Source organism: Pseudarthrobacter sp. NPDC058329, from assembly GCF_042879835.1.
GTDB lineage: Bacteria > Actinomycetota > Actinomycetes > Actinomycetales > Micrococcaceae > Arthrobacter.
Genome location: NZ_JBHVZR010000010.1, coordinates 92,111 through 105,274, shown reverse-complemented (window position 1 = coordinate 105,274; position 13,164 = coordinate 92,111). Strand labels below are relative to the sequence as shown.

The following is a 13,164-nucleotide window of genomic DNA, read 5'->3' as shown; positions in this document are numbered from 1 at the left end:
TGGCCCGCCGATTTTACCTGCACTCCTGTTTCGACTATGCTTAATGGTCGAGCCCGTTGGTCCGTACACCCCCCAAGTCCGGACCAGCGGGTTCTTTATGTCCGGGCTCCGGGCGCCGTCCTCCCGACGGCATGCAGAGGCTATGCGGGCCGAAAGGCGCCAGACCTGCTGTGCGCCCGGGTGAAAGGATGGATCCATGACTGCGACCCTTGTTGCGAAGGATGTTTCCGGCGGTCACGACCACCGGTTACTCTTCTCCGAACTTTCCCTCACCGTCGCCCCCGGCGACGTTGTGGGTGTGGTGGGTGCCAACGGTGCCGGTAAGTCCACCCTGCTGCGCCTGCTGGCCGGGGTGGACCAGCCGCAGGCCGGGGCTGTCAGCCTGGCCCCCACTGACGCGTTCGTGGGGTGGCTGCCCCAGGAGCACGAGCGTGTTCCGGGTGAATCAGTTGCCGCCTACATTGCCCGGCGGACCGGCTGCGCCGAGGCCACGGCCGAGATGGAATCCACAGCTGAGGCCCTTGGTTCCGGTGCGCCCGGCGCCGATGACGCCTACGCGCGGGCTTTCGACCGCTGGATGGCTTCCGGTGCCGCGGACCTCGACGACCGCATTCCGGCGGTTCTCGCCGACCTGGGCCTGGAGACCGGCGCCGACGCCGTAATGACGGCTTTGTCCGGCGGCCAGGCAGCCCGCGTGGCGCTCGCAGCCCTGCTGCTGAGCCGCTTCGACGTGGTCCTCCTGGACGAACCCACCAATGACCTGGACCTCGCCGGGCTTGCGAAGCTTGAGGACTTTGTCCGCGGACTGCGCGGCGGCGTGGTCCTGGTGAGCCACGACCGGGAGTTCCTCGCCCGGTGCGTCACCACCGTGGTGGAACTGGACCTGGCGCAGAACTCCGTAGCCGTCTACGACGGCGGCTATGACGCCTTCCTCGAAGAACGTGCGGTAGCGCGACGGCACGCGCGCGAGAAGTATGAGGAGTTCGCTTCCACCAAGGCGGACCTGGTGTCCAGGGCCCGGACCCAGCGCGAATGGAGCTCCCAGGGCGTCCGGAACGCCATGAAGAAGAGCCCGGACAATGACAAAATCCGCCGCGCCGCCAGCACCGAGTCTTCCGAGAAGCAGGCGCAAAAGGTGCGGCAGATGGAATCGCGGATCGCCCGGCTGGACGTGGTGGAAGAGCCCCGGAAGGAATGGCAGCTCCAGTTCTCCATCGGAAAGGCGCCGCGCTCCAGCGCTGTGGTGGCCACCCTGCGCGATGCTGTGGTGCAGCAGGGCAGTTTCACCCTCGGCCCGGTCAACCTCCAGCTCAATGCGGGGGAGCGGATCGGCATCACGGGACCCAACGGTGCCGGCAAGTCCACCCTGCTGCGGCTGCTGCTGGGTGACCTCGCTCCGGAGTCCGGCAACGCAGCCATGGGCGCTTCGGTGGCCATCGGCGAAATTGACCAGGCCCGCGGGCTGCTGGCAGGCCACCTTGCCCTTGCTGACGCCGTCGAGGCCGTCCTTTCAAACCTGACCCCTGCCGAGGTCCGTACGCTGCTGGCCAAGTTCGGCCTCAAAGCGGACCACACGGCGCGGACTGTCGATTCGCTGTCGCCCGGCGAACGGACCAGGGCTGCCCTGGCCCTGCTGCAGGCGCGCGGGGTGAACCTGCTGGTTCTGGACGAGCCAACCAACCACCTTGACCTTCCGGCCATCGAACAGCTCGAGGAGGCGCTGGAAAGCTACGACGGCGCCCTGCTGCTGGTGACGCACGACCGGAGGCTGCTGGAAAACGTGCGTCTGGATGTACGTTGGAATGTGGAAAACGGAATGGTAGAGGAGCAGCAGCAATGAGCATGGAAGGGGTGGCCTGGAGCTCCCTGTACAAGATCACCCGGGCCAAGAGTGGTTCCGAACCCTTCTCCAAAGCCACACTGAAGCGGGTCCTGGGCTTCGCGCGGCCGCACCGCGGCAGGCTCCTGGCCTTCGTGGCGCTCTCGATCGTGATGGCGTTCCTGGCCGTCGCCACCCCCGTCCTCGCGGGGCAGGTGGTGGACGCGATCGTCGCCAGGGCCGCCGCCGGGGAAGTGGTTCGCCTCGCCGTGCTGATCGCCGTCGTCGCTGTTGCCGAAGCAGGCCTGGGACTGGTGAGCCGCTGGCTCTCCTCCACCATCGGCGAAGGCGTGATCGTGGACCTCCGCACCAAGGTCTTCGACCATGTGCAGAAAATGCCCATCGCCTTCTTCACCCGCACCCGCACCGGTGCCCTGGTCAGCCGGCTGAACAACGATGTCATCGGTGCCCAGTCGGCCTTCGCCGGAACCCTGTCCGGTGTGGTCAGCAACGTGGTGGCATTGATCCTCACGCTCATCGTTATGCTCGGCACGTCCTGGCAGGTGACCGTACTGGCCATGATCCTGTTGCCGATCTTCCTCATCCCCGCACGGCGGATGGGGTCCAAACTAGCGGACCTTCGCCGCGAGGCAGCGGAGCACAACGCAGCCATGGGCACCCAGATGACGGAGCGCTTTTCCGCCCCCGGCGCCACCCTGGTCAAGCTCTTTGGCCGCCCCGATGAGGAATCCCGCGAGTTCGCCGTCCGCGCCGGCCGTGTCCGCGACATCGGCGTCCGGACCGCGATGCTGCAGTTCACCTTCGTGACGGCCCTGACGCTGGTCTCCGCGCTCGCCCTTGCCCTCGTCTACGGGCTGGGCGGCTGGTTCGCCATCACCGGACAACTCGCGGCCGGCGACGTGGTGGTGCTGGCCCTGCTGCTCACCCGCCTCTACGCCCCGCTGACAGCCCTCTCCAACGCACGCGTGGAAATCATGAGCGCGCTGGTCAGCTTCGAGCGGGTCTTCGAAATCCTCGACCTCAAGCCCCTGATCCGGCAGAAGCCCGACGCCGTGCCTTTTGCCCCCGGCCCGGTCGCGGTGGAGTTCGACGACGTCCGCTTCGCCTACCCTTCAGCGGACAAGGTTTCCCTGGCCTCCCTGGAAGAGGTGTCCACCCTGGACACCCGCGGCGGGGAAGTGGTGCTGCACGGCATCAGCTTCCGGGTGGAAGCGGGACAGACGGTGGCGCTGGTGGGATCCTCCGGCGCCGGCAAATCGACCATCGCCCAGCTGCTGGCCCGGCTCTACGACGTGGACTCCGGTGCTGTCCGGCTGGGCGGAACCGCGCCCGGCACCGGGCTGGACGTCCGCGATGCCACCTTTGACTCGCTGCGGGACACCCTGGGCATGGTCACACAGGACGGCCACCTCTTCCACGAAACCATTGCCTCCAACCTCCGGCTCGCCAAGCCGGACGCCACACCCGAGGACATGTGGGAGGCCATCCGGCAGGCCCGGCTCGAAGCCATGATCCGCTCCCTGCCTGACGGGCTGGACACGGTGGTGGGTGAACGCGGCTACCGGCTTTCCGGCGGCGAACGCCAGCGGCTCACCATTGCCCGGCTGCTCATCGCCCAGCCCCGCGTGGTGATCCTGGACGAGGCGACAGCCGCGCTCGACTCCACCAATGAAGCCGCAGTACAGGCTGCCCTGGGCGCCGCGCTCGAGGGGCGCACCGCCGTCGTGATTGCCCACCGGTTGTCCACGGTCCGTGCTGCTGACGCGATCCTGGTGGTGGAGGACGGCCGGATTGTGGAGCGCGGGACGCACACTGAACTGCTGGCCGCCGAAGGCCGTTACGCGGAGCTCTACCGGACCCAGTTTGCCGAGGCCACCGCAGTGGCCCAGGAAGCAGTTCCCGACTTCTAGCCTTATGTCCCCACGGTGCGGGGCCGGGCGGCCAGTTCCGGGAGGATATGGTCCGTCAACAGCGGGGCGAGGTCAGCGGGAAGTTCGCCGTCGAGCTCCAGCCAGCGGATTTCCGCTATCTCGGCGGACGGATGGGCGTCCCAGGTGCCCGGAGCCAGGAACACGGTGGCCTCGATGTCCGTGGCGGCCTCGTTGGCGGCGTCGGCTATCCAGACGCCCATGAGCTGCAGTCGGCGCGGGTCGAGGACGATTCCCACCTCCTCGGCCAACTCCCGGGCAGCGGCCTGGACAGCGGATTCACCGGCTTCGGGTTTGCCGCCGGGATGCATAAACATGGAGGTTCCGCGCTTCCGGACGGTCAGGAGCCTGCCGACATTATCAAAGACACAGACAGCGGAAACCACGATGCGGTCCTTCATGCGTCTGCCGGATTCTTCGACAGCCGCATCAAGTGCGAGGTCAGCAGGAGGTCCTTCTGCGGCCCCTTGACGTCCCAGCTGTAACTGAACCGGTGGTCGTCCCCGTAGGTGTACGCGACGCGGTAGGTGTCTGGATCGCACCAGTGCTGGTCCAGATTGGCCTCCGGCGTGAAGCTCATGCTGTGGAAGGGCCGCCCGTCCGGAAAGAACACATCCAGGGCATCGGGGCGTTTTGTGCCTCGCAGCAGGTACTCGCGGGAGGCGGGACCGGTGAAGGTGGGCCAGCGCATGGTGCCTTCCTCGCTGAAGATCAGGCCGCCATCGTCCGCCGGGACAAAATGTACGACGCCGGAGAAGGTTCCGCGGGTGCCTTGCGCGCGGTCCAGCAGGTCCCGCCGGACCGTCCACTGCCCGGCCTCAGCAGGGGCGGCCGGGCCGAGCAGGTAGGCGCGGAGCGCGAACTCCGGGGGAGGAAAGTTCAAGTGCCCTCGATTGGAATCGAACCAACGACACCGGCTTTAGGAGAGCCGTGCTCTATCCACTGAGCTACGAGGGCGGGCATCCGATGGATCGGCAGGGCCGGTCCGGCCGGACACGGATACAAGCATACAAGGTGCGGAGCCGTACTACGCTCAAGGCATGACTTCAGTGCCGTCCACGGCCCCCACGGTGGCGTTCATTCCGGACACCACGTCCACCCGGCAATACGTCGGGGCGTGGTCCGTGCTGAGCGTGCTGCAGTATTTCGCGGCGGAGGCAGCAGTTATCGCCGCATGGGCGGGACCCCGCCCCTACGACCTGCGGACCGGTTACATCAGCGATTTGGGCGCTTTGAACTGCGGCGTTTTTGACGGCAGGGAGGTCTGTTCCCCGCTCAACTGGCTGATGAATGCCTCCTTTGTGGTCCAGGGGCTGGGCATGCTGCTGGGCGCCCTGCTCCTGAGTTCCGGGCTGCTGAGGGTGGCTGCCATCGCCCGTACGCAGGTGCAGCCGGGCCGGCGCATGCCGTGGCTGGCCGCCGTGGCAGTGCGGCTCCTGACCGGGGCTGCAGGAGCCGGCACCGTCATCGTTGGACTGGTGCCGGAGGACGCCGGCTCCGGCCTGCACTATGCCGGCGCCGTGATCTACTTCGTCACCGGCGCCGCAGCCCTGCTGGTCCTGGGGATCCTCTGGCTGCGGAAAACAGCGATGGCCTGGTTCATCCTTGCCTGCGGAGTTGTATCCGCTGCCGCCCTGGTGACCGGCGGGCTGACCGGCATGCGTGTCCCTGAGCCGGGGACCCTGGAACGGCTTATGGGCTACCCCGTAACCGTGGGAATGGCCACTGCCGGGCTGGTCATCGCGCAGCGGGTGCACCGGCACCGGAAGCAGGTCCGGGCCGCGGCCGGGCACCCGTTCTAGGCTTTCGCGGCTTCAGGCGCCTTTAAGCATCTGCTTCTCGAGGCTTCCGTGTCCGCAGGAACACCGCAGCCGTACCTGCCAGCAGGCTCAGGACCAGCAGCACCCAGCCTGCGACGGTGAGGCCTGACGCCAGGGCCACCTGGCCGGCGTCGGGCGTTCCCGCTGCCAGCATGCCGTCGATGGCGGCGTTGCCCCAAAGCCGGACCACCACAAACAGCAGGGGGAGCGCCCACAATGCCCAGCGCAGCGATTTCCGGGCGATGCTCGTTCCGATCAGCAGCAGCCAGGTGAATCCGAAGATCAGCGGGAACAGGGTGCCAGCCGTTTTGTGGACGTAGTTGAGCTGTCCCCGCGCGTCGTCGTCCATGGCTGACTGCAGCTGGCTGACGTAGGCAGAATCAAACCCGCCAATCAGTGAGTCCGGCATGGCCAGTCCGGAAAGCTGCCGCAACTGGTCCAGCGTCAGCAGGTGCACGTACCAGAACAGGAACAGGCTGGCCACCACTCCTGCGATGAGGATGAGGTTGCCGTTGCTTTCGGCCTTCTGCGGCGTGCGCGCCGTGGTGGGATTGACCACCGGCGGGAGATGGTGCTGCGGCACAACCGCCTTGGCGCCGTGCTTCTTGATCCGCTGGGCAGGAGTTTTGGCCATGGCACCATTATCCCGCCCCATAAACTGAAGGCATGACCATTGGCCGGCACAGCGCAGTTGAACTTGACCCCTCTTTGGACGACTACCAGCTCGCGGCAGCCCTGGTCCGCGAAGCCGGGCAGCTGGCGCTGCTCATGCGGATGGCCGGGCTGCAGTCGGAGCAGAAAACCTCCGTTTCCGACGTCGTGACCGCAGCGGACCACGCGGCTGAGGCCTACGTGCTGGGGCAGCTGCGGCGCTGCCGCCCCGAAGACGGCATTGTGGGGGAGGAGGGCGCCGCCGTGCAGGGCACAAGCGGCCGCACCTGGGTCATCGATCCTGTGGACGGCACCTATAACTTCCTGCATGGTTCCACGTACTGGTGCTCGGCGATTGCCCTGAAGGATGCCTCGGACGTGGTGCTGGGCGCCATCTTCCAGCCGGACGAGGACAAACTTTGGCTCGGGGGGAGGGCACACCCGGCCACCCTGAACGGGACGGCACTGACCGTGTTCCACGAGGACCGGGGGGCGCGGAACGGTACTGCGGTTGCGGAACTCGGTGCCGCCACGTACATCCACCCGAGCTGGCTGATGGATCCCCTGTGCGCGATGCCCTGGCACGCCGCCGCCACGTCGGCCGCCGCCCTGCGCATGCTCGGCTCAGGCTCCTGCGACCTCGGCCGGGTGGCCGACGGACAGATCGGGTGCTGGTTCCAGCACAGCTGCCCCGAGTGGGACTGGCTGCCGGGCAAAGCAATCGTCCGGGCAGCCGGCGGGGCCGTGGACACCGTCCGCGTCAACGGCCTGGAATGGTTTATGGCAGGAGGCACGACGGCGGTACGCGAGTTGCGTGCCGCGCTGGAGTCGGGCTCGGTGGCCTGAAAGTCCGGGTAATCCCGGCCACGTAATCCACAGCCTGGAAGTGGGTGTCGGCCCCACCGCCTAGACTTGTAGGCATCATGGATATGTTGTTTGACCCGTACTCTGACGGGCCCTTTAAGGCCGCTCACGCCGCCGCTGCCCGCACCAAATCGCCTTCTGAGGGCGTAACCGCGGCTCCGGGGCCGGGCGGCAGCGTCCGCGTGGAGCGGGCCCCGGAAGGGCAAAGCCACCGGGGCCACCGCCTGGATGCCGCCCAGCTCCTTGAGGGTTTGAACCCCCAGCAGGAGGAGGCGGTCAAGCACACCGGTCCCGCGCTGCTGATCGTGGCCGGCGCCGGTTCGGGCAAGACCCGGGTGCTCAGCAACAGGATCGCCTACCTCATAGCCACCGGGCGGGCCCACCACGGCGAGATCCTTGCAATCACCTTTACCAACAAGGCCGCTGCCGAGATGCGGGAACGAATCGAAGTCCTGGTGGGTGGCCGCGCGAAGATCATGTGGATTTCCACCTTCCACTCATCCTGCGTCCGCATCCTGCGGCAGGAAGCCGCCAACGTCGGGCTGAAATCGAATTTCTCGATTTACGACTCCGCGGACTCCCTCCGGCTGGTCACCCAGGTGTCCAAGGCCCTGGACCTGGATCCCAAGAAGTTTGCGCCCAAAGCCATTCAGCACAAGATTTCCGCGTTGAAGAATGAGCTCATCGATGCTGACTCGTACTCTTCCTCGGCCAACTACAACGATCCTTTTGACCAGGCCGTAGCCGAGGTTTTCAAGGGCTATACGCAGCGGCTGCGCCAGGCAAACGCCATGGACTTTGACGACCTCATCGCGGAGACCGTCTACATGTTCCGGGCCTTCCCGGCGCTCGCCGAGTCCTACCGCCGCCGGTTCCGGCATGTCCTGGTGGACGAATACCAGGACACCAACCACGCCCAATACGCCTTGGTCCGCGAAATCGTGGGAGAAGGTCCGGGCGCATCCGAGCTCACGGTTGTAGGCGACTCGGACCAGTCCATTTACGCCTTCAGGGGCGCGGACATCCGCAACATCGTGGAGTTCGAAAAGGACTACCCCGAGGCGCGGACCATCAAGCTGGAGCAGAACTACCGCTCCACGCAGAACATCCTCAGCGCAGCGAACTCGGTCATTTCACGCAACCCCAACCGGCCCGAGAAACGGCTGTGGACGGCTGAAGGTGACGGCCACAAAATTGTCGGCTACGTGGGCGAGAACGAGCACGACGAAGCCCGGTTCATTGCCAAGGAGATTGACCGACTCCAGGACGAGGACAACCTCCGTCCCGGGGATGTCGCCATTTTCTACCGCACCAACGCCCAGTCCCGTTCCATCGAGGACGTGCTGGTCCGGGTTGGCCTGCCGTACAAGGTGGTGGGCGGCACCCGCTTCTACGAGCGCAAGGAGATCAAGGACGCCCTCGCCTACCTTCGTGTCCTGGTCAACCCGGACGACGACGTCAACCTCCGCCGGGTGCTCAACGAACCAAAGCGCGGCATCGGTGACCGGGCCGAAGGCGCCGTCGCGGCGCTGGCCCAGCGTGAACGGATTTCCTTTATGGCGGCCGCCCGCCGCGCCGAGCAGGCTCCTGCCATGGCTACCCGATCCGTTAACGCCGTCCTCGGTTTTGTGAAACTCCTGGACGACCTCGCTGAAGTCGCGGCGGGCTCGGGTGCGGCGGCGGCCCTCGAAGCCGTCCTGGAGCAGACCGGCTACCTGGCCACCCTGCGCTCCAGCACGGATCCGCAGGACGAATCCCGGGTGGAGAACCTGGCCGAACTGGTGGCTGTGGTGCGCGAATACGAACAGGAGAATCCGGAAGGAACCCTTGAGGCCTTCCTGGAACAGGTGTCCCTGGTGGCCGACGCCGACCAGATCCCGGATGCCCCCGGAGCCGACATTGATGCGGCAGTGGCCGAGGCCAAACGGCTCGGCGTTGTGACCTTGATGACGCTGCACACCGCCAAGGGGCTCGAATTCCCGGTGGTTTTCCTGACCGGCATGGAGCACGGGCTGTTCCCGCACCAGCGCTCCGCCACTGATCCCAAGGAACTGGCCGAAGAACGCCGGCTTGCCTACGTGGGCCTCACCCGCGCCCGCAAGCGGCTCTATGTCACGCGCTCCGAGGTCCGGAGCATGTGGGGCCAAAGCCAGTACAACCCGGCGAGCCAGTTCCTGGAGGAAATCCCCGCGGAGCTCGTGGAATGGAAACGTGAAGGAACCAGCCGGCAGTCCGGCGGCTGGGGCGGCGGATCAATCGGTTCCGGCCGTTACAACGGGTCATTCTGGGGCGCCGGAACAGCCCGGGGCGCCGCTGCTGACCCGTCAGCCGGGTTCAACGCCGATGTTCCCGCTGTCGTCGCCCGGACCCGGGTGCAGCCGCAGAAGGAAGTCGTGGCCGTGAGCGTGGGGGACAAAGTCAACCACACGAGTTTCGGCAACGGAACCGTTTTGGCGCTCGAAGGAGCGGGCGACAAGACCGTTGCCAAGGTGAAATTCGACATCGGCGAAAAGCGGCTGCTGCTGCGGTATGCGCCGCTGACCAAGCTCGACGCGTAGGATCTGGGCACGCCGCCAGGCGCTCCGGCCCTTGTCCGGCCGCGCTGTCAGGAATAAGGTTCAGGAACCTTCCCAGCCGTAACAACATCACGGAGCGGGCCATGAACATCCTGTTTGCCAGCCAGGCCATCGACGGGCATTTCAATCCCATGACCGGCGTTGCCATGGAGCTCAAGGAACGGGGCCATGATGTGCGCTGGTACACCGGCCAGTCGTTTGCCGGCAAGCTCGAAAAGCTTGGCATACCCCTGTTTCGCTTCAACCGCGCCATCGAGCACCGCGCGGACAACCTCTTCGAGCTTTATCCGGAGCGCGCCAGGCTGAAGGGGCCCCGGGCCATCGGGTTCGACGGTGAGAAGATCTTCGCCAGCAACATCAGCAACTTCTTTGAGGACATCCGGGACCTCGCCCAGGACTTTCCGTTCGATGTCCTGGTGGTGGACAGCTCCATGTTCATCCAGCGGCTGGTGTCGCATCTGATGGGCCGGCCGGTAGTGAGCTTCGTGGTGGTTCCCAATATGGAAAGCGATCCGCAGGTTCCCCCGCTGTTCTTCGGTTTCCGGCCGGCGCGGAACCCGCAGGAAAAAGCCATCCAGGAGCTGGCCGGGCTGCTGTCGGACAAAGTTATCCTCCGCCCCGCCGGCAAGAGCTACCGGCGCCAGCACCGCTTCTACGGACAGGAAGCACCCAAAGGGGCAAGGGTGACGGACGAGCCCTACCGGTGCTCGGCCGCCATCATCCAGACCGGCACCACATCCCTGGACTTTCCGCGCCGCAACACCAACCCCAAAGTCCACTACGTGGGGGCGCTCCTGCCTTACCGCGACCAGGAAGTCGAGCCCCGGGAACCGGCCCGGCAGGGTTACGCCAGCACCATACTGGTCACCCAAGGCACGGTGGACAACGTGGACCAGGACAAGCTGATCATTCCCGCCCTGGAAGCGCTGAAGGACATGGATGCCCTGGTGATGGTGGCGACCGGAGGCCGCGGAACAGTGGAACTGCAGGCCCGCTACCCCCAGCCGAACATCCGGATCCGCGACTACATAGACTTCGCGGCCGTGCTCGAATTCACGGACGTCTTTGTCAGCAACGGCGGATTCGGCGGCGTCCAGCTGGCCCTTTCCAAGGGCGTGCCCCTGGTGGTGTCAGGCATCAACGAGGGAAAGAGCGACGTCAATGCAAGGGTGGAATACGCCGGCGTCGGCATCAACCTGCGGACCGACAATCCCACGCCGGAGAAGATCGGCAGGGCGGTTCGTGCCGTCCTGGCTGACCCCGGGTGGAAGCGCCGGGCGGGGCAGATGAGCCAGGACTTTGGCTCCCACAACCCCGCAGAGGCGGCAAGCCAAGGTCGTGGAAGGCGTTCTCAGCGACAGGTGAGCTGCCGCCATAAAGCATAATGGTGGCCATGCGACGGACTGTTCTGGGGAGCTTCGCCGCCCTGATCCTGACGGCGGCCACGGCCTGCACCATCACCACCGAGGATCCTGGGTACGTCCCGCCTGCGCCGCTGCCGCCGCTGCAACAGCTGGAACAAGCATCGCTGGTTGACGCCAAAGGATATTCCACCGGTGACGGCGCCATCTCCTTCATCACCGAAGACCGCAGCATCGCCTGTTCCCTCACATCTTCCCGGGGAGAGCACGTGAACCTTCCTTACGAGCAAAACAACTACGGCGACAGCGCCAACAACAAGCTGGCAACGGTGCCTGTGGCCCACTGTGAACTGGCCGACTACCCCAAACCCCGCGCCGGGGACGTCAAGGATGACTGTGCGGGAACAAACCTCGGTTACCTGGGCGGTGTCATCTTGCTGACGCCGGACAGCACGCGCTACGGGGAGTGCAGGTCCGGCGTCACACAGATGGAAGCAGCGTACGGTCCGCAGGGCAGCAAAGCAGGTCCCTTGGCCCAGCTCCCAGTGCTGGGGGAGGGGCAGAACCTCGAAGGCAACGGGCTGCGCTGTTCTGCCTACAACGGCGGGGTGGCATGCGGAAACGTCTCCGCCGGCGTCGGATTCTTCGTTTCGCCGGACCGTTACGACCTGATTTCCGGTCCGGCCGGAGGCGCCTCAGCGGCACCGTCGGAGGCCTCAAAAACCCCGTAAATCCGCGGATTTTCTACGCTCCATAGAATAGTGTCCTTACTCACATAAGCGGTAGTCTTGGACGGGCCGGTCCCTCCAAAGGACTAGAGTTCCCAGTGGAGCATCACGCCGCGTGGCTCGTTTCCAACAGGCCGCCGGTGCGAGCAATTCCGCAGCCCGGTCATCGTCTTCGATGGTGTCCGACTGTACAGAAACTACTTCGACGTAGAAGGACACTAAACCGTGGACCTGTTTGAATACCAGGCGCGCGATATGTTCGAGGCGCACGGTGTACCCGTGCTTGCCGGCATCGTGGCGCACACCCCAGAAGAAGCAAAGGCAGCTGCCGAGAAGATCGGCGGCGTAACTGTCGTCAAAGCACAGGTCAAGGTTGGCGGCCGTGGCAAGGCCGGCGGCGTCAAGGTCGCAAAGTCCGCTGACGAAGCACTTGAGCACTCCACCAACATCCTGGGCATGGACATCAAGGGCCACACCGTCAACAAGGTGATGATCGCCCAGGGTGCTGACATTGCCGAGGAATACTACTTCTCCGTCCTCCTGGACCGGGCCAACCGCAACTACCTGGCCATGTGCTCGGTTGAAGGCGGCATGGAAATCGAACAGCTCGCCGTCGAACGCCCCGAGGCGCTCGCCAAGATCGCCATCGACCCCGCCGTGGGCATCGACCAGGCCAAGGCTGACGAAATCGTTGCAGCCGCAGGCTTCGCTGAGGAACTCCGCGGCAAGGTGGCCGCAGTGATCCTCAAGCTGTGGGACGTCTTCAAGAAGGAAGACGCCACCCTCGTTGAGGTCAACCCGCTCGTCAAGACCGGCGCAGGCGAGATCGTCGCACTGGACGGCAAGGTCACGCTGGACGAGAACGCCGAGTTCCGTCACGCCAAGCACGCCCTCCTCGAAGACAAGGACGCTGCTGACCCGCTCGAGGCCAAGGCCAAGGCGCAGGACCTGAACTACGTCAAGCTGGACGGCGAAGTGGGCATTATCGGCAACGGTGCAGGCCTGGTGATGTCCACGCTGGACGTTGTTGCCTACGCAGGCGAGAACCACGGCAACGTCAAGCCCGCCAACTTCCTGGACATCGGTGGCGGAGCATCCGCCGAGGTTATGGCCGCCGGCCTGGATGTCATCCTGGGCGATGAGCAGGTCAAGTCCGTCTTCGTGAACGTTTTCGGCGGCATCACCGCGTGTGACGCTGTTGCCAAGGGCATCGTTGGTGCGCTGGCCGAGCTGGGCCACGCCGCGAACAAGCCGCTGGTAGTCCGCCTCGACGGCAACAACGTCGAAGAGGGCCGCCGCATCCTGGCCGAGGCTAACCACCCGCTGGTTACCCTGGCCGCCACCATGGACGAGGGCGCCGACAAGGCCGCCGAGCTCGCCAACGCAGCTAAGTAAA

The 13,164-nt window shown here is 65.6% G+C and carries 11 protein-coding genes and 1 tRNA gene; 8 read left to right on the top strand and 4 right to left on the bottom strand.

The genetic code is table 11. The annotated features are described in order from the left end of the window. Nucleotides 1–196 precede the first annotated feature (196 nt). Both ACFVYC_RS14155 and ACFVYC_RS14150 read left to right on the top strand, forming a co-directional pair. Nucleotides 197–1,840 (top strand): ABC-F family ATP-binding cassette domain-containing protein, encoded by a 1,644-nt coding sequence (locus ACFVYC_RS14155; protein ID WP_387551065.1) that lies wholly within the window; start codon nt 197–199, stop codon nt 1,838–1,840. Further along, entirely contained in the window at nt 1,837–3,750 is a 1,914-nt protein-coding gene (locus ACFVYC_RS14150; RefSeq protein ID WP_387551063.1) for an ABC transporter ATP-binding protein, read from the top strand. Before ACFVYC_RS14155 ends, ACFVYC_RS14150 begins: the two co-directional genes overlap by 4 nt. A gap of 2 nt (nt 3,751–3,752) precedes the next feature. Here ACFVYC_RS14150 and ACFVYC_RS14145 read toward each other — a convergent pair whose 3' ends face one another. The 3 genes from ACFVYC_RS14145 to ACFVYC_RS14135 form a co-directional block, all read right to left on the bottom strand. Next, nucleotides 3,753–4,169, bottom strand: a complete 417-nt coding sequence (locus ACFVYC_RS14145; protein WP_387551060.1) for an NUDIX domain-containing protein — start codon at nt 4,167–4,169, stop codon at nt 3,753–3,755. After that, nucleotides 4,166–4,651 carry a DUF6314 family protein gene (locus tag ACFVYC_RS14140; protein WP_387551057.1) on the bottom strand — a complete coding sequence of 162 codons (486 nt, stop codon included), beginning with the start codon at nt 4,649–4,651 and terminating at the stop codon, nt 4,166–4,168. The genes ACFVYC_RS14145 and ACFVYC_RS14140 overlap by 4 nt, the downstream gene beginning before the upstream one ends. Nucleotide 4,652: 1 nt before the next feature. Beyond that, nucleotides 4,653–4,725 (bottom strand) — tRNA-Arg (locus ACFVYC_RS14135). Between the two features lie 83 nt (nt 4,726–4,808). Here ACFVYC_RS14135 and ACFVYC_RS14130 point away from each other — a divergent pair. Continuing rightward, nucleotides 4,809–5,570, top strand: coding sequence for a DUF998 domain-containing protein (locus tag ACFVYC_RS14130; RefSeq protein WP_387551055.1), 762 nt, complete (start codon nt 4,809–4,811; stop codon nt 5,568–5,570). Between the two features lie 22 nt (nt 5,571–5,592). Here the strand turns inward: ACFVYC_RS14130 and ACFVYC_RS14125 are convergent, their stop codons facing one another. Next, on the bottom strand, nt 5,593–6,222 hold the full coding sequence (locus ACFVYC_RS14125; protein ID WP_387551052.1) for a hypothetical protein: 630 nt from the start codon (nt 6,220–6,222) through the stop codon (nt 5,593–5,595). A 32-nt stretch (nt 6,223–6,254) separates the two neighbouring features. Here ACFVYC_RS14125 and ACFVYC_RS14120 point away from each other — a divergent pair, with 32 nt between their 5' ends. From ACFVYC_RS14120 to sucC, 5 genes are all read left to right on the top strand, one after another. Further along, nucleotides 6,255–7,085: an inositol monophosphatase family protein gene (locus ACFVYC_RS14120; protein ID WP_387551050.1), complete on the top strand. Its 831-nt coding sequence runs from the start codon at nt 6,255–6,257 to the stop codon at nt 7,083–7,085. A 77-nt stretch (nt 7,086–7,162) separates the two neighbouring features. After that, nucleotides 7,163–9,661, top strand: coding sequence for a DNA helicase PcrA (gene pcrA / locus ACFVYC_RS14115; RefSeq protein ID WP_387551047.1), 2,499 nt, complete (start codon nt 7,163–7,165; stop codon nt 9,659–9,661). A gap of 101 nt (nt 9,662–9,762) precedes the next feature. Beyond that, nucleotides 9,763–11,064: a glycosyltransferase gene (locus ACFVYC_RS14110; RefSeq protein ID WP_387551044.1), complete on the top strand. Its 1,302-nt coding sequence runs from the start codon at nt 9,763–9,765 to the stop codon at nt 11,062–11,064. After that, the gene (locus tag ACFVYC_RS14105; protein ID WP_387551041.1) at nt 11,064–11,771 is read left to right on the top strand and encodes a hypothetical protein; all 708 of its coding nucleotides are present in this window, start codon (nt 11,064–11,066) and stop codon (nt 11,769–11,771) included. Before ACFVYC_RS14110 ends, ACFVYC_RS14105 begins: the two co-directional genes overlap by 1 nt. A gap of 222 nt (nt 11,772–11,993) precedes the next feature. Beyond that, nucleotides 11,994–13,163 carry an ADP-forming succinate--CoA ligase subunit beta gene (gene sucC / locus ACFVYC_RS14100; protein ID WP_387551038.1) on the top strand — a complete coding sequence of 390 codons (1,170 nt, stop codon included), beginning with the start codon at nt 11,994–11,996 and terminating at the stop codon, nt 13,161–13,163. Nucleotide 13,164 lies beyond the last annotated feature (1 nt).

Bases quoted from the DNA above. Each gene is read 5' to 3' on its own strand.
- ACFVYC_RS14125 (WP_387551052.1), bottom strand. From the start codon at position 6,222: ATGGCCAAAACTCCTGCCCAGCGGATCAAGAAGCACGGCGCCAAGGCG.
- ACFVYC_RS14105 (WP_387551041.1), top strand. From the start codon at position 11,064: ATGGTGGCCATGCGACGGACTGTTCTGGGGAGCTTCGCCGCCCTGATC.
- ACFVYC_RS14150 (WP_387551063.1), top strand. From the start codon at position 1,837: ATGAGCATGGAAGGGGTGGCCTGGAGCTCCCTGTACAAGATCACCCGG.
- ACFVYC_RS14130 (WP_387551055.1), top strand. From the start codon at position 4,809: ATGACTTCAGTGCCGTCCACGGCCCCCACGGTGGCGTTCATTCCGGAC.
- ACFVYC_RS14110 (WP_387551044.1), top strand. From the start codon at position 9,763: ATGAACATCCTGTTTGCCAGCCAGGCCATCGACGGGCATTTCAATCCC.
- ACFVYC_RS14145 (WP_387551060.1), bottom strand. From the start codon at position 4,169: ATGAAGGACCGCATCGTGGTTTCCGCTGTCTGTGTCTTTGATAATGTC.
- ACFVYC_RS14120 (WP_387551050.1), top strand. From the start codon at position 6,255: ATGACCATTGGCCGGCACAGCGCAGTTGAACTTGACCCCTCTTTGGAC.
- ACFVYC_RS14155 (WP_387551065.1), top strand. From the start codon at position 197: ATGACTGCGACCCTTGTTGCGAAGGATGTTTCCGGCGGTCACGACCAC.
- pcrA (WP_387551047.1), top strand. From the start codon at position 7,163: ATGGATATGTTGTTTGACCCGTACTCTGACGGGCCCTTTAAGGCCGCT.